The organism is Cohnella sp. CFH 77786, from assembly GCF_019400745.1.
Lineage (GTDB): Bacteria > Bacillota > Bacilli > Paenibacillales > Paenibacillaceae > Cohnella.
Genome location: NZ_WJIB01000004.1, coordinates 402,880 through 426,966, shown reverse-complemented (window position 1 = coordinate 426,966; position 24,087 = coordinate 402,880). Strand labels below are relative to the sequence as shown.

Genomic DNA, 24,087 nt, shown 5'->3' with positions numbered 1-24,087 from the left:
GAGGTTGCACCGTTATCCTATCCTTCGGCAGCTGGCTGGCATGCGGCTATTATCGCTTAAGCCCCTGTAGCTTTGCGTCGCTGGCTTTCGCCAGTTTTGCTATTTTCGGGATTTGGTATTTTTTTGTATAAGTTTACCAACACGATCATTATAAATATTGGATTTAGATGAAGTAAATCGGTCTGATCGCTCATTTTCGTTGCTGCAGAAAATCGTATTTATATTGTAAACAAGGAAAAAATGGGTCCTTTGGTCCGCCCGAAATCCCGAACGAGGCATACGACGCCTGGATTGAAGCGTTTAACGGGGAACGGATCAACACTCGATTCAACGCTTACAATCTAGCCGTATATTCTGAATGCAGGCAGCATGCCGTAAAGTTCTTACGCGATCTGGTGTCGGAAAATATTTCCGAAGAGGTAAACAGCATCTTGGATGAGGCGATTCAATACTACGAAAAAGTGGTTGACTCGTTCAAAGCACTAACGGAAATCTTTCCATTCCCAGGGGGCGGAGATCCCAAAGATCCTAACAATGCACAAAGCGCGATTCAGTTACTCAGCAATGCTAAGGTTGCTGAGGAACAGGGGCTTTCTGCGTTAGAAAAATTACTTAATGTTTTAAAATCAGTCAAACGGGTACGATAGTTGGACAAAGCGAGAAAAAGATAGGGCCATTCCGCAAAGGATGGCCCTAAAACTTGCCGTTACAGACAGCGCGGAGAACCTTATCATAAGTGACGGCGAAAAAATAATGTTGCAGGGACAGTAGAAGAATATCCCTGTACCAACCGGAAGACTGAATCGCTTACGTAGGGCGATTCAGTTTTTTTGATCCTCAAAAAATGAATACGTAATCCCAAATTTGATGAATACGTAATTTACTCGATAGGATGTTTTTAGGGCTGATGATAAATTAATGAATGTAGGAACTTAAAAGCGAAACATATCTTTCGAAGATTCCCCTGTTCGTCTAGAAGTCGATGTTAGGATGATTGGATGATTCAGGAAGAGCTCGAAAGGGTGATAACAGAAGCAAATGGAATTGACGGTGGGCAAAAGCAGTATCGTCGAGATGCACGAGCTTGTTGTTCATAAAGAAGATGAAGCCGAGGTTGTCATTGGTCGTACGGAAACCGGGACGTTTATCGCTATGCCTGCAATCGGCCACGAGATCATTGAATTCTTGCAGCGAGGATTAACTATCGGAGAAACGGAACACCTCTTGTATGAGAAATACGCCGAGCCTTTCGACGTTTCCGCTTTTGTTGAAGAGCTAATGATCGATTATAGATTCGTGTACCGCTTGAATGGCCATATCGTGAACAGCCGCGTGCCGATCAAAGAACACTTCTCTTGGCTTCCTGCCGAAACCGGCCGTATTTTCTTCCATCCGATCGCTTACTCCATCTACTTTGCTATCCTACTATCCGCTGCCGGCATCGCATTCTTGCATCCCGCATACCTGCCGAGCTATAAAGACTACCTGCCTGCTCCTTCTGCGCTAGTAAACTTAATCATTTCCTTTGCAGCGGCTTGGTCTTTCCTCTTTCTTCATGAATTCGCACATCTGATCGCCGCCCGTTCATTGGGAGTCCATTGCAGAATCGGCCTCGGACACAGACTGATCTTTCCGGTCGCCGAAACCGACATGTCCGGCATTGTCGTAGTTCCGCGCAATCATAGATACGGAGCGTATATAGCCGGAATGTGCTGGGATCTCGTTTTTTTGTCGGCAGGCATGTGGCTCCAGTGGCTTCATGATCTGCGAATGATTGCGATGAGCGAGAATGTCCTGCACACGATCCGTTTAATCAACGGCAACTTAACGGCGCTAATCCTGTTCCAGTTTCTATTCTTTATGAAGACCGATTTGTATTATGTGTTCACGAATTATGTCCGCTGCCCGAATCTGCTTGAGCATACTTTCTTATACGTGAAGCGCTGCTTCATCTCCAATCCCCAAGTGACCGAGCATTGGGATGAAGTCTCAAGTCGGGAAAAGAAAATCGTCTATGGATTCGCCTGGTTCTATGCGGTCGGGGTTATAGCTGTAGGAGTATGGGGCCTCGTTCGACTTCCGAATCTATACCGGTTCCTAACTGCTACGATTGCACAGTTGTCCCGAATGCCGCTACTATCGTGGGACTTCGCAGCCAGCATGCTGCTGATCGGTTTGTGTTTGCTTCCAACGGCAGTTCTCATCTGGTCGTGGAGCCAATCAATTCGAATGAAAGGAGGTGAACACGTTGACCAAAGTTAAAATCAATCCCGTTAACTCGGTTAAAACGACAGGCCTCACCGTGAACTAATCTAATAGGGAGGATAGCCTTATCAGGGCTATCCTCTTATTGTTGGAGGGATCTTCTTGACTTTCGATAAGACAATAAAGCCAATGGTCAAAAAAACGGTATTTATCAGAGAAAAGGAGAAAGGTTTGCTTAGAGTCGGCGAGCTTACTCCTGATCGTGCTGCTGAAATAGAAGATGAGGATGGGTTCGTTCAACAGCTTATTCAGCGAATGGATGGAACCCGAACAATCGATCAGATTTGGGCTGACCTGCAGAGCATCGATTCACCGCTTACGGCAGACGAGCTTTCCGAGTTTATTAGCGAACTTGATTCTTTCGGTCTGTTGGATAATCTGGCGTCGGCCGCATACAACAGCTTCTCCTCTGCGGAGCTGGAGAGATATAAAGCCAATTTGAACTATTTCACTTCCTCCTCCAGCCTGGCATACAGTCCCTGGGAGATGCAGCGAAGGCTCAATCGGGCGAAAATAACGATTATCGGCGTCGGAACGCTCGGATCGGGCGTGCTGTTTAATCTTGCAGGTCTAGGCGTCGAGAACATTCGGATTGTTGATTTTGATCGCGTTGAATTAAGCAACCTGAACCGACAGCTGCTATATAAAGAAGAAGATATCGGCAGGCGGAAGATTGATGCGGCAATGGAATTTATCCGTAGCTTTCATTCTCGAATGAAATTGGAATGTATTCCGGTCGAGATAAGATCAACTGCAGATGCGGAGAATGCCATCGCAGGCAGCGACTTCGTGGTTCTCGCCGCAGATCAGCCATCTTTTTTGTTGGAACGGTGGGTCAATCAGGCTTGCGTAAAGCTAGGCATTCCTTTTATCGGGGGCGGGGTGAATGGTGTAGAAGGGCAGCTTTATACCGTCGTTCCTGGCAGAACGGGCTGCCTGGATTGCAATTATCTTAACCACAGCCGGCAGGATGAAGAATATCTTCGATTCCTTCAACAGTACATCTCCTCCGGCTTTAGAATGCCCAGCACGGCAATAGCGCCTAATTACATGATTCTCACCGGGATGGCGTGCGGGGAAGCGGTACGATTGATCACAAGGACGAGTGATATGCAATCGGAAGGGAAGGTCGTTTCCATCCATTTCGAGACCTTTCAAACGGCTATCAAGATGGACTTTACAAGTCCCTCTCCGGATTGCCCTACATGCGGTCACGGCATCGGGAAGGAACCTATTTTTCGGTTTTTTCGCGACTGGGAAGAGTCAACGAATAAATGCAAAGGAGGTGTCTAGCGCTTGCGCGATTAGAACAAAAAAACACTGTCGGCAACTGGTTTTAAAAGTATAAACCACCCGAGGATAAAGACGATAGTTTACGATTCGCGATAGTATCCACATTAAGAGGCCGCCCTGTTCATGGGCAGCCTTCTTGGCTTGCTACAAGTGTTATCTTTGGAGAAATAGGTTGTTTGTTATTTTTTAACCACAGGAACCCAAAATTCGCCGTAGAAAGTGCCGTCACCGTTTTCTTTGCGATAAGTCGCATTTGGACCGCCGATGTAAGCATAGTCAGTGATTTGTACCAAAACTTCGCCAAAAGCACGGTAAGTCAACTGATCAAACAAAGTTTCCTTGTCGCCGGTTCCGGCGACCACGATGTACTCGCTCTCTGGAAACTCGATGATGCGCGTGGCGTCAGGTACTGATTTGCGAGCTTCTACCGCGAAATAATTCCACGGTCTGCCTTGATAAACCTCGTTGACCGACCATTCGCGGTCATCTTTTGCCGCCGCTTTGAGCTTATCAAAACGCCCGTCAGCCTTGAGTGCTCCCCAAAACTCCGCTTTTTCCTTTTGCAAAGCCGGTACGTCTTGGAAATTGGATTGAATCGAAAACCCATAAGCGGTCAATGTAAATGATTTTTTATGTTCAACCGTGTAATTTGCCATGGGGAATGCTCCTTTCACGAGTTTAGCCTACTTTGTTTACACGAAGCCACATTTCACCGTAGAATTTACCGTCTTCAGCTGCTTTGACGAATGTGGAGTTACCGGGCCCAACGTATTTGTAGTCTATGATTTCTTGGAGCAGGCCACCGAAAACTTTGTCTGTGATTTCGTCAGCAAGACGGTCTTTATCAGCGCCGGTGCCAGGCACCACGAGGTAGTCCCCAGCGAGGAAGTCGAGGACGACCGCGCCTTCCACGTCGTATGCACCCATCACGCCGAAGCCGCGCCAAGCCTTGCCGCCCATGACGTAGTTGATTTGATATTCTTGCCCGTCAGCGAGCGCGAGAAGTTCGGCAAGCTTGCCGTTTTCAGTGATTTCGGCTTTTTTCGCCGCGGTTTTTGCTGCATTGCCTGCCCAGTCGTTGTAGTCTTCAAGTGTAACACCGAAAGCCGTCATTTTGTAGTTTTCCGAGATGGTTTGGATGGAGTAGTTAGACATTTTGATCTCTCCTTAGCGGATTTATTTTACAAGACCAATACTATTCGCTAAATGTATCAAAAAACGATACCTTTTATCATGTGCGGATGATACATTTCTGATACAATAAATTCATGAAGAAGACAGAACGAGTGAACCTGATCATGCGCTTCATCAATAACCGCGCGCATTTTACGATTGCAGAGATTCAGCGGGAGTTCAAGATTTCTCGCGCGACGGCGATCCGCGACATTAACGAGATTCAGGCGATGGGTTTTCCGCTGACGACCGAGCTTGGGCGCGGGGGCGGCTACAATGTCCTGCAGAATCAGTATCTGTCCGCGGTCCGTTTCACGCCGGAAGAGCTGAAAGCGATATTTATCAGCTTTATCGCCTCGAAAAATTCGCAGCTGCCTTATTTGCAAAATCGCCGCTCCATCACGGAAAAACTCATCGGCATCGCGTCGCAAACCCAGCACGACGAGCTGATCGAGCTGAATCATATCTTGCTTTTTGAAAATACGAATCCTGCGAATCCGAATCTTCTGGAACTCGACGATGCGGCGCCTGCGGAGCTGAACCAGTTGATTTCGCTTGCTGCGCGGGATAAGCACTTGCGCTTGACGTATGAGCCGAGTCCCGGCTGGCCGCAGTTGATGGACGTTTATTTGCTTCATATTTTGAATTCAAACGCTCATTGGCTCGTCGAGGTTTATGATCTTGATACGGATGAGTTTCGTTATTTGCCTGTTGAGATGCTGCGGGATTCGGCCATTTCCGAGCAGAAGTTGAAGCGGACCGAGCAAGAGATTTTAAGCAAAAAACGGCTTATTGCACGTGAATCCAATCTGGTTGTAAAGCTTGATAGGACTGGGATTCAGCGCTTTAAGCGCTTACACCCGCCGGGGATTATTTTGTCCTTTACAGGAATGTTCCAGTCGAGCGGGATTTTCAATGCTCAACTGGATGTGACCGATGTTGAGGCGCTAGAGTATTATGCGGATTGGCTTTTGTTTTTGGGGAAAGGGGTCGAGTTTGAACGGATTCCCGATGAGCTGCGCGTGATTTTAGAAGAGCGGTTAAAGGGAAGTGCGGACACTTTAACAAAATACACGCTAGGCCAATAAATATTCGCAAAAAACCTCACAAGAGATCCGATTTTTCAACTGCAGATCAAGAAATCTCAACCGGTGGTTGCAGACTCCCGTACACCTACCGATCCAGTGGTATGACTCAGGAAGAGTTGGGAAAACGGTTATCCGTGTCCGCTCAAGCAGTGTCTAAATGGGAGAATGGTGACTCTCTGCCAGATCTTTCGCTTATCGTACAGTTAGCGGAAACTTATGATTGTTCGACTGACTATTTATTGGGGCGGGAGGGCGGACTAGCATCATTGATACCCCAAATTCGCGAAACGTTTGTTAAGATGACAACGGAGGAAAGGATTGGGTTTCTCGGCGATATTATCACTGTAGCGGAAGCGTCCATATCCCGAGTTCCCTCTCACCCTTTTGCCCGATGAAATCCGGCAGGTCTTATTAGCCCTCTTGCGTGACATGGATGATTTGAAACCGGACTATGCGGTAGATGAAAAGACGCTGCAATCTCTTTTGCCAAACACCATAAACTTTGACCGAGTCCTAACGGATTGCATCGAACTTGGATTTGTAGATCGAGTGCGTGGTGGCTACCGGCTTAAGGAACAATGCATGTGACCGTGGGAAATCCTAATTGACAATCTTATTCCAAAAAAGAATGGGCCATCCTTTGACGGATGGCCTTAAAACTTGCCGTTACAGACAGCGCGGACACCCCTATCACAAGTAACGGCGAAATTTTCGTTATTAGCAAACCTTAGCAAGCGAAAACGAACCATTTACCGAATTAGAAATAGATAAAGAAACGGACAAGCGGGCGTATCACTTCAATTGTTTAGCCCTATGTTTTCATAACCTTTTCAAATCTGAAAAAGTCATCACCACCCGGCAAGGGATTGTCATCTTCGCGTCCATTGTGATGCATACGCGGATCAGAGTGATGTTCATTGTAGAACTCTACGATTTGGAATCCGCACTTATTCACATAGAAGTGGATATTCCGCTTTTCAAAATAAGGTGTCACGGTTTCCCAGAGCACCGTATCCGGATATTGTGCTTCAATGGCTTTCCAAGCAGAAAGACCAATCCCGTGGCTGTGATGTTCTGGAGATACATAGATCAAATCCAGCGAATTATGATGGGTTTCGCTGTCGATACGTAATACTGCTCCACCGACCTTCTTACCATCCTGAACAATATGATAGACGACCGCTCCAGGAGCATCGAAAGACTCCTGAACATCTTTGTCCGATGGGATGGGTCCATCATCGTAATCACCGAACGTTTCAATCACGGCAATCGCAAATGCTTCCTGCAATTTTTTCCGAAATTCCGGCAGATCGGATTTCTCTGCCAGTTCCAGAGTAACTTTCGTTTCCTTTTTTGTTTTCATAATGACTAACTCCTCCATTTGCTAATCATGGGAACCATTTTGGGGCGCTCGTTTACTTTGCCGTATGTCAGCTTGCGCCATATAAATTCCATCGGGCCGTACGTAAACCGTTTCAACCACAATGTACTGAAGATCATGAGCACTACGTACACGGCCAGACCGGTCATGAACGTGCCGGCGGATTGAATATGATCCGCAAGTCCGAATCCGTACCCGAGCAACAGCATTGTTCCGATGATGGAGTGCAGCAGATAACAGGTCAATGACATCCGTCCGACTTTGGTGAAAATCATCAAAACGCCTTGCAGCCGGGGAACGTGCAGAAACAGCATCGCAAGAGTGCTCATATAGAACATACTTCCGGTTAAGCCCCCGTTTTGTCCCAGGAAAGAGGAATTTTCCACCCACAGCATATTCTCAGAAGGAGTGAGCATACCGAGCAACATACTGCTCTGTGTAATCAGAAAAGCGATCGTGCTCATGATCCAGATTCGCTTCCATATGTGCTTTTTCGCTTCCATGTCCTTGAAAAATCCCATCTTAACAAAGTACATGCCTAGCAGAAACATGAGAAACATGGAATAGACCGTAGAGAAAGAGCTGGCGACCATCGTTCCCATATCTGCCCAGCGGCTTCCGATGGATTCCAGGTAGGTAAGGCTGCTATTGTGGCTATCTAGAAGAAACTCTGAAACATTCGACATTTCTGGTGCTGCAGTATTTATAGCATTGTACAACATCGTGAAAACAGGAGTCAGGAATTGAATCACGATGAGTGCGATAATCCAGCGCAGCATCGTTTTGGGCGTGCGTTTGTAAAAGGCGAGTAACAGGAAGCCGGTTACGGCGTAAAAGGCCAATATGTCACCGACCCAAACCAACGTGATGTGCAATATGCCAAAACCTAACAAGATGGTTATCCGGCGGGCAAACAGCTTGTTGGGATTCTCAACCCGCTGGGCGGCGCGATCCATAAAAATCATGAACCCGACACCAAACAGGAAGGAGAATAACGTAACGAATTTCCCTTCGGCAAACCAGGAAACCAGATTGTGCAATACGTCATCCGAGGCCGCTTCGAATCCCTTTACGGAATCCACGATCAGAAAATAATTGACCATAATAATGCCCAGCATGGCGAATCCACGAACGATGTCCAGAAAATGAACCCGTTCCCGCAGACTCATCGGTTGGCCGTGTCCTGCTTTTTGTACATTCATATCAATGCTCCTTTTCCATTTAACACTGCAATATGGGGTTCGGATCTGAAACTTGCGTAAACTTGATCCTTACAATGGATAAATATAAAGACCGAATCTTAACCATTTATGAAGGGCCACCATTTTTTTTGGGAAATGTGACAAACCTGTGGCGGACATCAGCTTTCATAAACGGAAGAGGAACTTCACGCCAGAGTGATTGCCCAATTGCGCAGATACACAAGATATAAGGAAAAGAAGGAATATGAAGAAACATTTCTGGTTGGGGGCAAACTTAAAGTTAACGAAGAATTTAATGATGTCTGGAAAGAGGGGCAGCAACTCAAGTTGTCCGATCTGGAATATCGTATCCTGAAACTGCTGATGAGCAAACGCAACAAAATATTTTCTGCCCAAAATATATATGAAAGTGTGTGGGGAGAGCCTTATTTTTACTGTTCCAACAATACGGTTATGGTGCATATTCGGAAGCTGCGCTCCAAAATCGAGGATGATCCGGCACGTCCGGTTTATATACAAACGGAATGGGGAAGAGGATATCGATTTGGCGCATCGTAAATTTACGCTAACCAAAAAACTGGCCATGCTGATCATGGTTGCTGCGATGGTGAGTGGTGCGGTCTTTCTGACGTTGCAAAAGATATCCGATGATCTGATCGACGGATATCTGAGTTCGGATGAGTATTACCAGAAGGAGTCAGCCAGATACATTCAAAGATTCAGCAAGTATGTTTCAGTGAATGAGTTGTCTACATCCGATCGGAAAGCTTTTGGCGAGTGGGTCAGAAAAGAAAACTACATTATCCTCACCATATTCAAGGACCAGGTGCTGCAATATGATTCCAATTATTCCGTTGCAGACGAATCGGCTTATGGAAAGGAGAAGGTGACTCAGTACGCTCAAAATCATTCGCATCCGGTCAAGTTCAGCGATGGTGAAGGACGAGTCATGATCGACGGTTTCTACTCATCCCGATATTATGATCTGGCCTTTACACTGGAGCTGCTTGGTGCAACCCTGATCTTTCTGATCATGGTTCTTTTACGATTTTGGAACGCCAAGACGTAGGCTGCGAACAAACACCACGAATATATTGAAATAGGAGCAAACGCTGATTGGTATTTTAAATAGGCCTAAAGAGCGATGTACTTATTATAGAATAGAGATTTACAATTTAAATGTATCAAAATTCGACAAAATCTGCTGATTCAATTCGACAAGAAGTTCCGATAATGGCAAACCTGGCGAAAGCCAGCGACGCAAAGCTAGAGGGGCGTAACAGCGGTGTAAGCCGTTAGCCAGCCAGCTACCGAAGGACGGGAACATCGAAGGACCCTCCTGTGCGCAGGAGGGTCCTTTTTACATAATCCTTTTACATGGAGAGGATGAAATAATCCAAAACCGCGAAAGGAAAGGCGTTCAAAAAAATAGACTTATAAAAAGGGAGACCATCAAGATGAGAACAAGGAAACAGTTGCTTCGCTTCACCAAACAAATCATTTCCTTATGTAAGTCTGCTTCACTTCTGCTGACGGCCGTCGCGTTGACGGTAAGCGTGGGCCCTTCGTTGACGACGAATCCCGTCAAGGCTTTCGCAGCGGATTCGACCGGAAGCGCAGCAACGGCCGTACAGTCGGACATCGTGCCGGTGAAATCGCAAGCCTATGATTGGGGCAGGGTGAAGATCGTGGGCGGCGGATTGATTCCGGGCATTATTTTCAACCCGAAGGAGAAGGATCTCATCTATGCCCGCACGGACATGGGGGGCGCGTATCGCTGGGACCCGGCGACCAAGACGTGGATCCAGCTGATGGATTGGGTGAGCATGGAAGACTGGAACCTGTCGGGCGTGGAGAGTCTGGCTACCGACCCTGTCGATCCGAATCGCGTCTATATTGCGGCTGGTACCTACTCGAACGACTGGGTGCAGTCGAACGGGTACATCCTTCGTTCGCAGGACCGCGGGCAAACGTGGGAGAAGACCGAAATGCCGTTCAAAATCGGCGGCAACATGCCCGGCCGGACCATGGGCGAACGTCTGGCTGTCGACCCGAACGATAACCGGATCCTCTATTTGGGAGCCCGCAACGGGAACGGATTGTGGAAGAGCGAGGACTATGGAGCGACATGGCGCAAGGTGGACAGTTTTACTCCTATAGGCGACGTGAAGGATGAATACGGCGGCAATGTCGGCCCCGTATGGGTCACCTTCGATCCTTCGACGGGCTCTGCGGGCCATGCGACGCAGACGATTTATGTCGGCTTGGCGGACACGCAGACGAGCATTTACAAGTCGGTCGACGGCGGTGCGACCTGGGAACCGGTGGCAGGCCAGCCGAAGCAGGGCTTCCTGCCCCACCACGGAACGCTGGGTTCCAACGGTATGCTGTACGTAACGTACAACTCGCAGCTCGGACCGTTCACCGCCGGCAGCGGTTCGGTATGGAAGCTGGATACGAAGACGGGCGAGTGGACGGACATCAGCCCGGGAGGAGCCGGCGATACGAGCAATCCGTACGGCGGTCTTGCCGTCGACGCTCAGCATCCCGATACGCTGATGGTCGCAACACTGAACAAATGGTGGCCGGACCAATCCATTTACCGCAGTACGGACGGCGGAAAAACATGGAATAGCCTGTGGCAGTTCACCGCGACCGGTAAGCGCGACAACCGGTACACGATCGATTATTCGATCTCGCCATGGCTCGATTGGGGCATTCAGCGCGATCCGGAGACCGATCCGGTAACCTCGCCGACGCTTGGCTGGGGAATCGGCGACCTGGAGATCGATCCGTTCAACTCCGACCGGATCATGTACGGTACCGGGGCGACTCTGTACGGCTCCGAGGACATGACCGATTTCGACAAGGGCGAGAAGATTCAGATCTCCGTCATGGCGAACGGGATTGAAGAGAACGGAATTCATGGCTTGATCAGTCCTCCGTCCGGAGCTCCGTTGTTCAGCGCGATGGGCGATATCGGCGGGTTTCGTCATGAAGATCTGAATACGTCGCCTCATATGATCAGGAATCCTTATCTCAATACCACCTTGGATTTGGACTATGCGGAGATGAATCCGAACTTGATCGTGCGGGTCGGCCACACACAGCCGGACATCGTCGAGCGGATGGGCGTATCGACGGACAATGGTGTCACTTGGACGCCGGCGACCAATCCCTTTCAAGCGACGATCACCTACAATACGGGCGGAGGATCGGTCGCGGTCGGCGCGAACGGCCATACGATCGTATGGGCTCCGAATCTGGACGGAAACGGCCAGTTCCCGGTAAGCTTCACTACCGACCTTGGCAAAACGTGGACGGCCTCGAAAGGCATTCCGCAGGGCGCGATGGTCTCTTCGGACCGCGTTAATCCGGACAAATTTTACGGTTTCCTTGACGGGGTGTTCTATGTCAGCACGGATGGCGGCGCCAACTTCTCGGCTACGGCGGCTTCCGGACTGCCGCAAAATCTGAATGGCAAGTTCAAGGCTGCTCCTACGGCCGAAGGCGATATCTGGCTCGCCAGCTCGGCAGGACTATTCCGTTCGACGGATTCGGGAGCGAGCTTCAAGAAAGTAAGCGGCGTCGACGAGGCGCGGTCCGTCGGTTTCGGCAAAGAAGCGCCGGGCAAAACGTATAAAACGATCTATGCCGTTTTGAAAGTGAACGGCGGCAAGTACGGGTTCTACCGTTCGGAGGACGAAGGCGCGAGCTGGATCCGCGTGAATGACGATCAGCATCAATTCGCGAATGTAGATCAGACGATTACGGGCGATGGACAAGTGTACGGCCGGGTTTATATCGGAACGAACGGTATGGGCATCGTGCGCGGCGATATGAAACAGGGTGCGGCAGTGCAAGGGTTCCATGTGAACGATTTGACGGTTGAGGCAGGCAAATCAACAGTACTTGCCCCGGTATTCGACGGCGGCGCATCCAGCCGTCCGGTCGTCTGGTCATCCAGCGACGAATCGGTTGCGAGCGTCTCGGGAGACCAGGTAACCGGACTGAAGCCGGGGACGGCAGCGATCGCCGCGGTAAGCGCGGACGGCCAATATGCCGCCACGGCGGTCGTCACCGTCACGCCGGCAATGCCAATGCAGGAGAATACAACCGATGCCACCATTCAACTTGAGGCCGAACAAGCTACGCTGTCAGGCGGGGTTCAGGTGAATACGAATCATCCAGGATACACGGGCAGCGGCTTTGTGGATGGATACTGGAATTTTGGAGGAACAGTGACTTTTACCGTTAACGTGCCAGCTTCAGGGAAATACAATGTAACCGCACGTTACGGCAATAATGCTTATAATCCGGCTACATTGAGTCTTTTTGTGAACGGAACGAAAATCAAGCAAACAAGCTTGCCTCTTCTTGCGAACTGGGATACATGGGGCAATCAGACGGAAACGGTGACATTAAATGCCGGCGTCAATACGATCGCGTACAAATATGACACTGGCGATACGGGAATCATCAACCTTGACCATATTCAAGTTTCTCCTGCGCCAATTGAAGCGGAAACGGCGACCAGGCTGGGGTTCGCTGCTGTCTACGATGACTCCACAGCGTCAGGCGGTCAAGCGGTTCAGTATCTTCATGTGAGCGGTAATGGCATTCAGTTCAATAATGTTCCTGCTGCAACCAGCCTTACTGTGAGATATGCCGCCACTAACTCGGGTACGTATAGTATGTACGTGAATGGGACGAAGACAAAGACCATTAACTTCACCGGGAATGGCAGATGGAATGGCGCCTATACTAGCGTCACCGTGCCGGTCAATATCCCTGCAGGCGCGACATTGAAGCTCCAATATGATGCCGGAGATACGGGTTGGAATGTAGACTATATTATATTGCAGTAAGCTCTTCAATCATTGCCGATTCCAAGTACGAAACGCCGAAAATATCTAGAAGAAATTTTGAGGCAGTGGATATTCAACTTACACTTGATGATTTAGCCGCTATTGACGCCGTTAGTCCAAAGGCATTCGGTGGACGTTACCCCGGTATGGTATGAACGTTCAGGTTGTTCGGGTCGGCTCGAACATCGTTGTAGTGGTTCTTTGAAAGAAAGCGAAAAAAGAAGCAATCCTTCAGGCCAATGCATGGCAATAGGATTGCTTCTTTTTCTTCGCATTATTAAGCTATTCGAATTCTTGAACGCTTGGATACGATGGCCCTAAAGTTGGGGTAAGTCCACCCTGGAGCAAGATTGCCGCGCAGCCGGGCCCGTGCGATCTGTCATGGAAAATGTCAAAGCTTACGGCAAAGCATGTCCGAATCATCAACTCAAAGAGTTTTGGATCGTATCGACGCGGCCATTGCCTTCACTCCAGCCAATAGGAGGTCTGTACCGAACTGGAAGTGACGATCCGTATCGACACAAGCCGCAATATTCGGGGCAGCTTCGACAAGCCAAGGATATTCTTGCTGTGGAAGGCCTCCGTAGAACTCCAGCAATTTGGCCCCCCATTCCCGGCGCTCTTCTTCCGCCCCTTGTACGTAACCATCTCCCGTCGCAACCAGTGACACCACTTGATTCAACAAATATTCAAAGATTAAGTACGCCTCTCGCGGTTCGAAGCCAGCTTTGCGAAGGATGCCAAGCGAAGTTTCGAAAATATCGAGTCTGTTCTTGGACGGCAGAGATCGCCTGGACAGCAAGCTTCTGCCCGAGGGATGGACGAGCAGTACCCGACGCAAAGCGTAAATGAGCTCTCTTACCTGTTCCAGCCAATCCGTCTCTATTACGGCCGAGGTATCGAAAGAAACCAGCATATGCTCGGTCATTGCATCTAAAAGGTCATCTTTGTTGCGTACATGGCGATAAATGGCCATGGGCGTTACGCCGAATTCGTGGGCTAAGCGCCGAAAACTAACCGCATCGACTCCTTCTGCGTCCGCAATGTTCAATGCCAGCCCTACGATCGCCTCCCGACTAAGGCGAATAGGACTAGTGCGGTTACGGGTGCCTGTAGCTTTTTGATCGTTATCATTGTGGACCACAGTTCGACGCTCCTCGAATGAAAAAGGATTAACGTTATGATTACACAAAGGGATTGACATGTATACGCTGTATACTTACAATGAATTTCGATCGGTGTATACGGCGTATACCAAGATTTAAGGTATGATGGGAGAGATGTTCACTTTGCAATTAAATGGTACTCGCAAATTTCGTCCATTGGCAATATTTTTTCGCAAGAGCGGCAAACACACGCTTGCTATGCTGGCATTTCCAACAGTATTGGCGTTTTTTGCTTACACGGGGTATCGGCTGTATCAGCCATTGATGGTAGCTTCGGGCTTTACAAGTCATTATATCTGTTCCGAAGCTTTTATCTCGGGTCGAGAACCCGACAAGGTGTACGCCGACATGGTGGAGCCGGAAGGGGCTATTCGATTTATCGGCAGCTTGGTTAACTATGACGTTGATTATGATAAGCGCGAGGCAACTACGAATATCGCCGGACTGTTCAAAACCAAGGCGGTATACAGCGAGGGGACCGGTTGCATGCTGGTATATAAGCCCGAGGACGTCACTCAGGGTGCGGCCGACAGCTTTAATTCCGCAGTCGGCTCCTCAGATTCACTGGTTCCGGAGATAGCGGGCCCCGCCGTGGTAGAGCCGCGCAACGAACAATTGCGTGCAGCGCTCGACCGTGCTTTTGCAGAGCGAGAGCATCCGCCTTATATCCGAACCCAGGCGATCGTTGTGGTGAAAGACGGCAAAATCGTTGCCGAGCGTTATGCACCTGGCATAGGCGTGGACACGCCTCTATTGGGATGGTCGGCGACAAAATCGATCACCAACGCGCTGATCGGCATTCTGGTCCGGCAGGGAAAACTGGACGTGGGCCAACCTGCGCCCATTGCGGCATGGCAAAATGAAAGGGATCCGCGACACTTGATCACGATAAATGATCTGCTGCGGCAGACCAGCGGCTTAGCCCTTACACAAACCAGTTCGGGATTCGATCCTGCCTCGAGAATGGTATATCTTGAGCGCGATATGGCAGAGTATGCCGAGGGAGCAAAACTAACTTCAAAGCCGGGAACTCAATGGGCCTATACCGACGGCAACTTCATACTTCTCTCGCGCATCATTCGCGACGCAGTCGGAGGTCGGGCCTCGGACGTCAGAGGATTCGCGCAGCGTGAACTTTTTGGGCCGTTAGGCATGCAGCACGCGACGCTGGAGTTCGATGCGACCGGCACGCCGAACGGCGCAAGCTCCATGTTCGCATCTGCGCGAGATTGGGCCCGCTTCGGGCTCCTGTATCTGAACGACGGTATGGCAGGTGCTGGCCGCATCCTGCCCGAAGGATGGGTGCAGTACTCGTCATCACGGACGCTCGACACCGGCTATGGAGCTGGTTTCTGGATTAATTTGGAGACGGGCGGTAAAGCTCCGTACGGACTTCCCTGGGGGATGCCTCACGTACCGCATGACGCGTTCTTCGCGATGGGCAATATGGGGCAGCATGTTGTGATCCTGCCATCCCAGCACCTGGTTGTGGTGCGCTTGGGCATGTCACATCACCCTGATGGCCTTATCGCCGGCGCCGACCGGTTGGTCTCCGATGTGATCGCAGCGCTTCAACACGATTCAATTGACTGACGGTCTTTATCAGCAATTGATTCTAGCAGACCCAGCATTGTTGCCACTGGGGCTTTTCCCTTTTGGCGGGGAAAGCCCCTTCCGCTAGGCTATCCGCGGAAAGGGCCGCTTGAAGAAGGATCAGAACAATTGGCGATTTTGTCTACCGAGCTTGAAGGAAATCATCGCGGCAAAAAATCCAACCGCGATCACCATGCTTGCAGCCCACGGATGATAAAAAAAGCCGGAAGTCAAATTCGCGGTTACCCCGCCCACCATGGCTCCCGAAGCCAAACCCAAATGCGTCACGGAAGTATTTAGACTCAGCACGAGATTAGAAGACCGAGGAGCAGCTTGGATAAAATAAGTTTGCAAAGCCGGGGCAACGACAAACATGGAAAAGACCCACGCGGCAAAGAAAATCAGCCCGGCGAATAGGGAAACAGAGGCAACGGGAACAATGGCAAGCGCCGCCACGTGTATCGCGATACAGGAAGCAATGATTCGTTTTGTCCCCCATTTATCGGTAATATTCCCTCCTAATCTTGATCCGAATACCCCGAAAATACCGAAGATCAGCATGATCGAACCAATTGCAGCTGCATTCAGGTGCAGGATGCTCTCAAGATAAGGGGTCAGGTACGCATACATAACCGAATTGCCCGCGTCTCTAAAGAAGGTGATTCCCATGCCCGAGAGAATGATCGGATTTGCAAGCACCAAGAACTGTTTTCTGAACGGAGTTGGCGCATCCCCTTCGATCTCCGGCAGCGACCTCATAATCCCCAGCAAGATGATGAAACAGAGGATGGCCAGCAGGATAAAGACGTATCGCCACCCCAACCAGTCGGCGATCGATATTCCGAGCGGTACGCCGAGAACGATCGCGCTGCTGAATCCGATAATGGCGGTCCCGACCGCCCGACCTAATTTCTCCGAGGGAACGAGCTTTGCCACTGAGTTGAACGTAACGACAAAGAATACGCCGGAGCAGAGTCCCAAGATGCACCTGGCAACCAGCGCGGGAATGTAATCCGTCCACAGTGCCGCACATAAACATCCAGCGATAAAGAGCAATAACGAGCTGATCAACAACTTCTTTCTCCCCATGGCAGCCGTCATCGAGATCACGACCGGAGTTCCAATCGCATACGCGAGCGAGTAGGCCGTAATCAACAGGCCGGCCATCCCGATGGATATATGCAAATCCTTCGCAATATCGGCCAGGATCCCCGCGACGACAAGTTCGGCCGTTGCCGTTAGGAAGATTCCTCCCGTTAGAAGATAGAGGGTCGATCGGTTCAAGCACTCACTTCCCTTCCGTGCTCCATAGCGCTCTCTTCAGTGCTCCGATGTACTCTCTTCTTGCCCGACGACTTACATCGGCGTCCGGTACGATATCGTCGAATCCGTGGAAGCAACCCGGATATACATGAAGTTCCACCGGCACTTCGGCCTGTGCCAGACGGGTGACATACTGTATCGTCTCATCCCTGAAGAGGTCCAACTGTCCCACGCACGTATAAGCCGGCGGAAGTCCTGACAGATCGCCCGCTCGCGCCGGAGCCGCATACGGTGAAACCTCGCCGGTTCCATGTTCACCTAAATATAAGCTCCAAGCCGCAACGTTCCGATCCCGATTCCAGGGCATGGATTTCGATGTGATTTCGTGGCTGGAAGGCGTCTGGCTCCGATCGTCGATCATCGGATAAAGCGGCATTTGGAAGACGAGAGAAGGTCCGCCATTGTCACGAGCCATTAAAGCGACGGCCGCCGCGAGTCCCCCGCCGGCGCTTGCCCCGGCAACCGCTACTCGCTTCGGGTCAACGTGAAGGCTCTCGGCGGAGTCGGCGATCCACTTCAAGCATGCGTAACAATCATGTACCGCGGCAGGGTATGGATGCTCCGGAGCAAGACGGTAAGCGACCGAAAAGACCATGCATCGGGCTTCCGTTAGCTTCGCATAAATCGTCGTGGTTTTCAGGTCGACCGAGAACATACCCGCCTCCGAACATCCACATCACTGCTGGCAATGGTTCAGGTTCCCATGACGTCGGTTGATAAATCCTGACGATCAATTCTCCGCCTGGACCAGGGATCACGCGGTTTACCGTTCGGACATGCTCCGATTTGGCACGAGGTGCCGGAGGGAAACTGCGGAACAACTGGAGGTCCTCGGGGATCCGAAGTTCGGGCATCTCCGAAAGCGGCTTACGTAGTTCCGGTGCAACGCGTTCTAACTCATCCATTTCAACATCACAACCCCTTTCAATGAATTTAAGTTTACTAATAGGTAAACTTATATTGGATACATGATAAAATAAGTTTACTTAAATGTCAACTTAAAGTAATCGGTGAAATAACCAATAGTTGATTCGGGATAAGTATCGAACTACAATATCATTATCTCGGATAAAAGGATGAATGTGAGATGGGCGAAATTCGTAACGCTGAACGCACTCGTAAAAATATACTCAAAGCCGCAAGCACGGAATTTTTTGAAAAAGGATACTCTGGTGCCCGCATAGAAACGATAGCCGCCAACGCCGGGATTACGAAACAGCTACTATATCGCTATTTCAAGGGGAAAGATGAACTTTATAGAGAGGTTTTCGGTCATTTGTTCGAAGGTTGGGGACCCGATGTTTTCATGATGCCGGCGAATCCGGTGCAGATCGCGGAACATCGGTTTAAAGTAAACGCGGAGCAGTTGCTTGGTTTCTTGCGTTTTACCGTATGGGAAGCCATTGACCCCGGTCCGGGGAGTCTTATGGGGGAGGAACTAAGAAGAAAGGTGCTTCACTCTTATATCGCCGATATGAGAGACAAGCAGGAAATGGGACTTGTCCCGGAACAATACGACCCGGCCATGCTTACGCTGGCAATCTCCAGCTTGACGATATATCCTCTTATTTTCGGTGACGTAACGAAATTGATAACGGGCAAGCTTCCGACCGATCCGGATTTTCAAGAAGAATGGAAACGATTATTGCGTTCCCTTAGTGAACGCATATTTGGCGGGAAATAGCTTTTGTCGCATGCTGCTGCAGCAACCTGATGCGCCGAAGTATAAGAAGGAATGACAACTAGATCGGCTCAATCGTTCAATGAAAATAACGAGGGAGCTGCTTGCGGAAAGCAAAAGCCCCCTCCGCCTTTTTGGGCGGAAGGGGCTGGCTCAAAAAATGCTTTTGGACTGTCGGATCAAACTCAAGCTCGAGGTTTGTTTCATGAACCCCGCCATGCTAACCAAGCGTTGTTCCTCTATCATCCCAATTACTGTACCGAAACATCATCGATATAAAAATTGGTTCCGCTGTTCGGCCCTTCGAAATAGATGCTCAATTCGGTTAAAGTTCCGGTAACATTTAATGTGTAATTACCGGACAGCTGTACCCAGGAACTATTGCTGCCGGTTCCAGCTGCAACATTGGTATAAGACGTTCCGCTGCCGTCCACTTTTTTGATCGTCATGATAACCGAACTACTCGCGGCATTATCTAATCTTACCCATCCGGAACAGGTATAGGTACGACCGCTTTGCACTTTCGAAGTTATATTCTGTATCGGCCCGTTCCAGGTGGCAGTCCTGCCGGTAGATAACAGGCTATAAGCACCGCTACGCTTCTGGGCAGTTGATACGGCTATGGAGCCTGCCCCATTAACAGCCCACCCGGCGGTATTTCCTGTTTCCAGTCCGGGATTGGTAATCAGATTGTTAGTAAAGAATTGGAACCAGTTAAGGTTGAATAAGTATCCGCTTCCTCCGGTAAATTTCAGATAAACGTTGTGTACACCGCTAGCCCCGCTAATATTGCAGGTTGTGGTCGTCCAGTTCTGCCATCCGCCAGTCCCGGAAACTGCACAAGTCCCTGCCAGGGTCCCGGTAATACTGTCAAGTCTAACCTCAATATTACCTCCGTTGGTAGCGCTGGCTACTCTAGCCTGAAAGCTTGCTGCACCGCTGCCGAAATCGATATTGTTGTAAACAACATAATCCCCGTTTTCGATCCACCCGACATTCTGCCCGCCTTCACTGGAGCTTTCAGTTTGGATTCCCGATTGGGTGCTGTAACTCTCCGCTTCAATCTGTGTAAAGGCCGATCTCGATGTTGGAGGACTGGCTAAATATTGTTTTAACCATGCAAGTGCAGGACGCTCAACGCCTGATGAACTAATCAAATGGGTGTTGCTTGCCCATGTCTGTCCCTCTATATACCCCCACAAGGTGATCCCTTTAACGTATTGGCTTTCATACAATACAGGAAATTTTTCCTTATATCTGTTGAGCTGGGTAGTGTCATCACCGGTCATATCCAGTTCCGATACATATATCGGAAGTCCTGTTGCTCCCAATATGCCAAGCACTTGATTCATGGTACTTACAGAAACCGTATCCATATTAAAGTAATGGCACTGTATTCCTATTCCGTCTATCAAACCTTTGCTTTTCAGAATGTTAATAATCTGGACATAATTGTTTGCCGCATTCGGATCGCTTATGATACCGTAGTCGTTTATTAGCAGCTTGGAGTTCGGGAAAGCCTGTCTGGCTTGCTCAAAGGACCAGACAACCCAATCCCAACCTGTTGAACCGCTTCCGCCTAGTGCATTCCTAAAGGATGCCGGTGCATGTAACGGCTCATTGACAACATCAACGAACTCCGCATTCGGATATCTTTGACCGGCAGCCCGTATCCACTCTGTCACTTCCGCTTTCTGGTCAGCTGCTGAAAGGCTGTCGATCCAGGTTGGTTCCTGGCTTCCCCATACAAGCGTATGAAACTTGAACGGTATGCCATTTGTTCTGCTGTAATTGTAAATTAAGTCTGCATTACTCCAATTCATGCTGTTGCGGCTTCCCTCAACGCTGCCCCACTTGGTCGCATTCTCTGGTGTTACCTGGTTCCAGTAAGTTGCAAAGTTGGATGGAACACTACCGGCAATAATATTTCCTACAAACTTACTTCCTTGTGCCATTGCCGCTTCTGAATGCCGAGTTGGCAGTGCCATGCTCAAAAGCATGGTTGAGCATAGTACGACTATGAATTTTTTGATTATGGATACATACATACAATTTTCCCTCCTGGCTTTATCAGCAAACAGGCATGCGTCGAAAAAACGGGGACAAACGATGGTTTGCCTATGACCCTCGCTTCAGTAAGGAAGCCCCCCCTTTCCATGTAAAAAAATGAAAACGGTGCAAAACATCCTGTTTCGATAGGAGGTTTGCACCGTTATCCTATCCTTCGGCAGCTGGCTGGCATGCGGCTATTGCCGCGTAAGCCCCTGTAGCTTTGCGTCACTGGCTTTCGCCAGTTTTGCGATTATCGGGATTTGGCATATATTGTCGAGGTTTGCCGACACGAATAATTATAAATATTGGGTTTGGATGAAGTATATCGGTCTTATCGCTCATTTTCATTGCCTATAATCCCGATTACGGTTTATTCACCTTGTAGAATCCTACTCCGATGAGGCGGCGAATATTCCCTTCCATGGATCAATTACTTGCTCCCCAACACATCCACTCTCTCCTGTAATCCTTCTACAACCTCTTTCGGTATTTCCCTGACTTTGATATCTCCACCTAAGAAAAGCAGCCAACTTGTGATTTCGGCTAATTCATCCGGATGATGAACATGGATGAAGGTCTTTAAAATAGCCGTAGTTTGATAAGGATTCGTGTATGAGATTGAAATTTTTAAGGGATGGTACTTTTTGAACTGGGCAATCGCCTTGGGACCAAGTTCGAGGACTAGGTTGATGGCTTCTTCCTGCTTGCTCAGTTGTTCTGCAATCTTCTTCTTGCTTATTCTTTCTTTCTCAGGGTGTGGTTTGACATCGGTGAGATTGTCGACAGGAATAATCCGCCTTTTTTCCTCCTCTAGGTCGAAGCCTTCTATTTGCCAGGAGCTTTTTTCACGATATAGGTGCATGAGATAGATGGGATAAGACTTGATTTCCCTCCCTTCTTCGACGGAAACCACTAAGCAGCTGTCCGTAAGTAGGATTTGGATGAGCTGTTCTAACATAGGATGGGGCAGGTCTGATAGATCAAGCAGGTCAGGATTGTGGGGGTTGGTACCTTCGAAGAGCAAGATTTGATTTAACAGAACTAGATCATCTTGCTGGTTTTCAGAGATGAGTCCGAGCAATTTTTCCGCTAAAGATTGGCGGCTCTTGAGATAAGGGAGTTGTAGATTTCGTGTGGCCATGAAGGCGATAAAAAGAGCTTTAATCTCGTTATCGGTAAAGCGGACAGTGGGCAGAAAGGAGTTGTTCATCACAAAATAACCCCCGTCCCTCCCGACTTCGGCGGTTAGAGGCATTCCCATCGCTTCAATTTCCCTGATATCTCGAATGGCCGTTGAACGGGAGATGTTGAACTCATGCATGATTTCCGAAATGGTAAAATGGGCGCGGTTATTGATGTACCGCATGATGATGTTAATCCGTTCCACTTTTTTCATCGGGCCCTCTAAACAGTTTCATTTTTTGACACGATTAAAGTTTATTATAAACCCATCAAGTGAAAAAACAAATGACTTGGGAGGAATGAGGAATGAGTACGATGATCGGTAAGGAAAATATCGCGAAGGCGGAATCCCGCCCTGTTGGAAGGATGACCGCTTATTGGACCGTCACCATTATTCTCGCATTCTCCATAACATTAAGCGGTATCGGGCAATTGATGCGCTATGGCGGCAATGTCGATTTGGTGACCGAAATCGGTTTCCCGTTGTATGTCACATACATTCTCGGGACTTGGAAATTGCTTGGAGTCATCGCGATCGTAATACCAGGATTCCCTCGGCTTAAGGAATGGGCTTATAGCGGTATCTTTTTCCTAATGACGGGAGCTGCCTTATCTCATGCGTTCGCTAATGATTACGGCGATGGCGGATTCCATATTATGCTTCCGCTTTTCTATGCCGCGCTTGGCATCGCCTCCTGGGCACTGCGTCCGAAAAGCCGCAGACTCTAATGGCAATGAAATGAACTTGATTTATGGTTATGATAGACTCATGAAGTGAATCAACCAATCCATTGATCCGTATGTCAAAAAAAGGAGCTGGGATGATGGCAACGTATACCTTTGAGGAAAAAGACAGCTTTATCATTCTTGGGATTGGAACGGAACTGAAGAGCGATTATACGGATTATGCCGCCATGAACAAGGAGAAGGAAAGCTTTTGGCGGGCAGTGGAGCAGGATGGAAGGCTTGACAGGCTAAAGGCTGTCGCTGCGAACGACTATATTTTTGCCGTAAACGAAGCGGTAAATCACAAGATGATGTATTATGCCGGCGTCATGACAGATTCATCGATAGCGGAAGAACACAGATTGATCCAATTCCCTAAGGGGCAATACCTCGTCGTTAAAGGTGAAGGGAAGTCGGCTGATGAGTTGAGCAGTATGCTTACCGGCATTGCCTTTGGTCAAGTCTTGCCGACAGCCGATAATTATGCCTATGTTGGCGGGCCGAATGCAACGGTTGAGATGGGGCAGCGAGACGGCTTCGTATACGGCGAAATGTGGATTCCGGTTGTAAAGAAGTAAACAAGAGCAGAAGGAGGAATGAGGATGTCCCCTATCGTCGATTTTAAAAATGTGTCTACGGTTGGCCTGGAATCTTCACCAGTAGCAGAAGCGCTTGCCGGTATGCGTGCGAATGAGGCCCGTTACTTCATGAACAAATACAATCACGAATTTACGGTCGTACCTGCCAGTGAAAGCCAGGAAACGCTTGATTATGTGAAACGAGTTTTGAAAGAAGAACGTGGTATCGAGTTTGCGGCCCAACCTCTAGAAACATCGCGGTTTCAAGTTGAAAATATCAAATTTGCGTACGTCTTTTATGAGGATGGTCTAGCGGTCAACGTCATGTATACGGTGGATGATCCTAAGAAGCGGGCCGTTGGATTTAAGCTGTCTGAGGGGATGGAAGTACCTAAGGAGTTGGAAGAGAAGAAATTCAAATTTGCAAGGCAGAAGTCCAAACTGGCTGGGACAATTCGAGGTTCATTCTTCGTCATTAAAGGAGAATATTGAAGCAGATCGTATAGTACGAAAGAG

General features: G+C 49.1%; 19 protein-coding genes, 4 pseudogenes and 3 riboswitches. Of the genes and pseudogenes, 13 read left to right on the top strand and 10 right to left on the bottom strand.

The window, feature by feature from the left end; all coding sequences use genetic code 11:
* Positions 1–23 precede the first annotated feature (23 nt).
* Positions 24–111: riboswitch (cyclic di-GMP riboswitch) on the bottom strand.
* Positions 112–431: 320 nt separating this feature from the next.
* From GE107_RS09075 to GE107_RS09065, 3 genes are all read left to right on the top strand, one after another.
* The gene (locus GE107_RS09075; RefSeq protein ID WP_219639351.1) at positions 432–647 is read left to right on the top strand and encodes a hypothetical protein; all 216 of its coding nucleotides are present in this window, start codon (positions 432–434) and stop codon (positions 645–647) included.
* 391 nt (positions 648–1,038) lie between these two features.
* Complete coding sequence (locus GE107_RS09070) at positions 1,039–2,262, top strand: zinc metalloprotease (RefSeq protein WP_219639350.1); 1,224 nt, start codon at positions 1,039–1,041, stop codon at positions 2,260–2,262.
* 105 nt (positions 2,263–2,367) lie between these two features.
* Complete coding sequence (locus GE107_RS09065; protein WP_219639349.1) at positions 2,368–3,558, top strand: HesA/MoeB/ThiF family protein; 1,191 nt, start codon at positions 2,368–2,370, stop codon at positions 3,556–3,558.
* Between the two features lie 179 nt (positions 3,559–3,737).
* On the opposite strand, the gene GE107_RS09060 is transcribed toward GE107_RS09065, so the two are convergent.
* Both GE107_RS09060 and GE107_RS09055 read right to left on the bottom strand, forming a co-directional pair.
* On the bottom strand, positions 3,738–4,214 hold the full coding sequence (locus GE107_RS09060) for a GyrI-like domain-containing protein (protein WP_219639348.1): 477 nt from the start codon (positions 4,212–4,214) through the stop codon (positions 3,738–3,740).
* Positions 4,215–4,236: 22 nt separating this feature from the next.
* On the bottom strand, positions 4,237–4,713 hold the full coding sequence (locus GE107_RS09055) for a hypothetical protein (protein WP_219639347.1): 477 nt from the start codon (positions 4,711–4,713) through the stop codon (positions 4,237–4,239).
* A 131-nt stretch (positions 4,714–4,844) separates the two neighbouring features.
* On the opposite strand from GE107_RS09055, the gene GE107_RS09050 reads away from it, so the two are divergent.
* Entirely contained in the window at positions 4,845–5,819 is a 975-nt protein-coding gene (locus GE107_RS09050) for a helix-turn-helix transcriptional regulator (RefSeq protein WP_370636317.1), read from the top strand.
* Between the two features lie 101 nt (positions 5,820–5,920).
* The gene (locus tag GE107_RS09045; RefSeq protein ID WP_219639346.1) at positions 5,921–6,214 is read left to right on the top strand and encodes a helix-turn-helix domain-containing protein; all 294 of its coding nucleotides are present in this window, start codon (positions 5,921–5,923) and stop codon (positions 6,212–6,214) included.
* A 416-nt stretch (positions 6,215–6,630) separates the two neighbouring features.
* Here GE107_RS09045 and GE107_RS09040 read toward each other — a convergent pair whose 3' ends face one another.
* Both GE107_RS09040 and GE107_RS09035 read right to left on the bottom strand, forming a co-directional pair.
* Positions 6,631–7,182 carry a GNAT family N-acetyltransferase gene (locus GE107_RS09040; RefSeq protein WP_219639345.1) on the bottom strand — a complete coding sequence of 184 codons (552 nt, stop codon included), beginning with the start codon at positions 7,180–7,182 and terminating at the stop codon, positions 6,631–6,633.
* Between the two features lie 5 nt (positions 7,183–7,187).
* A complete protein-coding gene (locus GE107_RS09035) occupies positions 7,188–8,402 on the bottom strand; it encodes a DUF418 domain-containing protein (RefSeq protein ID WP_219639344.1) in 1,215 nt (404 codons plus the stop codon).
* 171 nt (positions 8,403–8,573) lie between these two features.
* Between GE107_RS09035 and GE107_RS09030 the strand changes: the two are divergent.
* The 3 genes and pseudogenes from GE107_RS09030 to GE107_RS09020 form a co-directional block, all read left to right on the top strand.
* Positions 8,574–8,960 (top strand): annotated as a pseudogene (locus tag GE107_RS09030) (winged helix-turn-helix domain-containing protein); the annotation flags it as partial.
* Positions 8,947–9,444: pseudogene (locus GE107_RS09025) on the top strand (sensor histidine kinase); the annotation flags it as partial. The pseudogenes GE107_RS09030 and GE107_RS09025, both read left to right, overlap by 14 nt.
* 183 nt (positions 9,445–9,627) lie before the next feature.
* A riboswitch (cyclic di-GMP riboswitch) is annotated at positions 9,628–9,717 on the top strand.
* A 142-nt stretch (positions 9,718–9,859) separates the two neighbouring features.
* Complete coding sequence (locus GE107_RS09020; RefSeq protein WP_255570329.1) at positions 9,860–13,270, top strand: carbohydrate-binding protein; 3,411 nt, start codon at positions 9,860–9,862, stop codon at positions 13,268–13,270.
* Positions 13,271–13,697: 427 nt separating this feature from the next.
* On the opposite strand, the gene GE107_RS09010 is transcribed toward GE107_RS09020, so the two are convergent.
* A complete protein-coding gene (locus GE107_RS09010; protein WP_219639343.1) occupies positions 13,698–14,414 on the bottom strand; it encodes a TetR/AcrR family transcriptional regulator in 717 nt (238 codons plus the stop codon).
* 136 nt (positions 14,415–14,550) lie between these two features.
* Here GE107_RS09010 and GE107_RS09005 point away from each other — a divergent pair, with 136 nt between their 5' ends.
* Entirely contained in the window at positions 14,551–16,029 is a 1,479-nt protein-coding gene (locus tag GE107_RS09005; protein WP_219639342.1) for a serine hydrolase domain-containing protein, read from the top strand.
* A 120-nt stretch (positions 16,030–16,149) separates the two neighbouring features.
* Here the strand turns inward: GE107_RS09005 and GE107_RS09000 are convergent, their stop codons facing one another.
* On the bottom strand, positions 16,150–17,313 hold the full coding sequence (locus GE107_RS09000) for an MFS transporter (RefSeq protein ID WP_219639341.1): 1,164 nt from the start codon (positions 17,311–17,313) through the stop codon (positions 16,150–16,152).
* 4 nt (positions 17,314–17,317) lie between these two features.
* Positions 17,318–18,257: pseudogene (locus tag GE107_RS08995) on the bottom strand (alpha/beta hydrolase).
* 182 nt (positions 18,258–18,439) lie between these two features.
* Here GE107_RS08995 and GE107_RS08990 point away from each other — a divergent pair.
* Entirely contained in the window at positions 18,440–19,036 is a 597-nt protein-coding gene (locus GE107_RS08990) for a TetR/AcrR family transcriptional regulator (RefSeq protein WP_219639340.1), read from the top strand.
* Between the two features lie 248 nt (positions 19,037–19,284).
* Here the strand turns inward: GE107_RS08990 and GE107_RS27100 are convergent, their stop codons facing one another.
* From GE107_RS27100 to GE107_RS08980, 3 genes and pseudogenes are all read right to left on the bottom strand, one after another.
* Positions 19,285–20,097 (bottom strand): carbohydrate-binding protein, encoded by an 813-nt coding sequence (locus GE107_RS27100; RefSeq protein ID WP_370636323.1) that lies wholly within the window; start codon positions 20,095–20,097, stop codon positions 19,285–19,287.
* Positions 20,098–20,127: 30 nt separating this feature from the next.
* Positions 20,128–21,033, bottom strand: a pseudogene (locus GE107_RS26530) (endo-1,4-beta-xylanase); the annotation flags it as partial.
* Between the two features lie 223 nt (positions 21,034–21,256).
* A riboswitch (cyclic di-GMP riboswitch) is annotated at positions 21,257–21,344 on the bottom strand.
* Positions 21,345–21,515: 171 nt separating this feature from the next.
* Complete coding sequence (locus GE107_RS08980; RefSeq protein ID WP_219639339.1) at positions 21,516–22,481, bottom strand: helix-turn-helix transcriptional regulator; 966 nt, start codon at positions 22,479–22,481, stop codon at positions 21,516–21,518.
* A gap of 92 nt (positions 22,482–22,573) precedes the next feature.
* On the opposite strand from GE107_RS08980, the gene GE107_RS08975 reads away from it, so the two are divergent.
* The 3 genes from GE107_RS08975 (at position 22,574) to GE107_RS08965 (ending at position 24,063) form a co-directional block, all read left to right on the top strand.
* The gene (locus GE107_RS08975) at positions 22,574–22,996 is read left to right on the top strand and encodes a DoxX family protein (RefSeq protein WP_219639338.1); all 423 of its coding nucleotides are present in this window, start codon (positions 22,574–22,576) and stop codon (positions 22,994–22,996) included.
* Between the two features lie 95 nt (positions 22,997–23,091).
* A complete protein-coding gene (locus tag GE107_RS08970; RefSeq protein WP_219639337.1) occupies positions 23,092–23,571 on the top strand; it encodes a GyrI-like domain-containing protein in 480 nt (159 codons plus the stop codon).
* 24 nt (positions 23,572–23,595) lie between these two features.
* Positions 23,596–24,063: a phage tail protein gene (locus GE107_RS08965; RefSeq protein WP_219639336.1), complete on the top strand. Its 468-nt coding sequence runs from the start codon at positions 23,596–23,598 to the stop codon at positions 24,061–24,063.
* Positions 24,064–24,087 lie beyond the last annotated feature (24 nt).

Coding starts and splice junctions, on each gene's coding strand:
- GE107_RS09070 (WP_219639350.1), top strand. CDS start 1,039: ATGGAATTGACGGTGGGCAAAAGCAGTATCGTCGAGATGCACGAGCTT.
- GE107_RS09060 (WP_219639348.1), bottom strand. CDS start 4,214: ATGGCAAATTACACGGTTGAACATAAAAAATCATTTACATTGACCGCT.
- GE107_RS09055 (WP_219639347.1), bottom strand. CDS start 4,713: ATGTCTAACTACTCCATCCAAACCATCTCGGAAAACTACAAAATGACG.
- GE107_RS09045 (WP_219639346.1), top strand. CDS start 5,921: ATGACTCAGGAAGAGTTGGGAAAACGGTTATCCGTGTCCGCTCAAGCA.
- GE107_RS09040 (WP_219639345.1), bottom strand. CDS start 7,182: ATGAAAACAAAAAAGGAAACGAAAGTTACTCTGGAACTGGCAGAGAAA.
- GE107_RS09035 (WP_219639344.1), bottom strand. CDS start 8,402: ATGAATGTACAAAAAGCAGGACACGGCCAACCGATGAGTCTGCGGGAA.
- GE107_RS09020 (WP_255570329.1), top strand. CDS start 9,860: ATGAGAACAAGGAAACAGTTGCTTCGCTTCACCAAACAAATCATTTCC.
- GE107_RS09005 (WP_219639342.1), top strand. CDS start 14,551: ATGTTCACTTTGCAATTAAATGGTACTCGCAAATTTCGTCCATTGGCA.
- GE107_RS08990 (WP_219639340.1), top strand. CDS start 18,440: ATGGGCGAAATTCGTAACGCTGAACGCACTCGTAAAAATATACTCAAA.
- GE107_RS08980 (WP_219639339.1), bottom strand. CDS start 22,481: ATGAAAAAAGTGGAACGGATTAACATCATCATGCGGTACATCAATAAC.
- GE107_RS08975 (WP_219639338.1), top strand. CDS start 22,574: ATGAGTACGATGATCGGTAAGGAAAATATCGCGAAGGCGGAATCCCGC.
- GE107_RS08970 (WP_219639337.1), top strand. CDS start 23,092: ATGGCAACGTATACCTTTGAGGAAAAAGACAGCTTTATCATTCTTGGG.
- GE107_RS08965 (WP_219639336.1), top strand. CDS start 23,596: ATGTCCCCTATCGTCGATTTTAAAAATGTGTCTACGGTTGGCCTGGAA.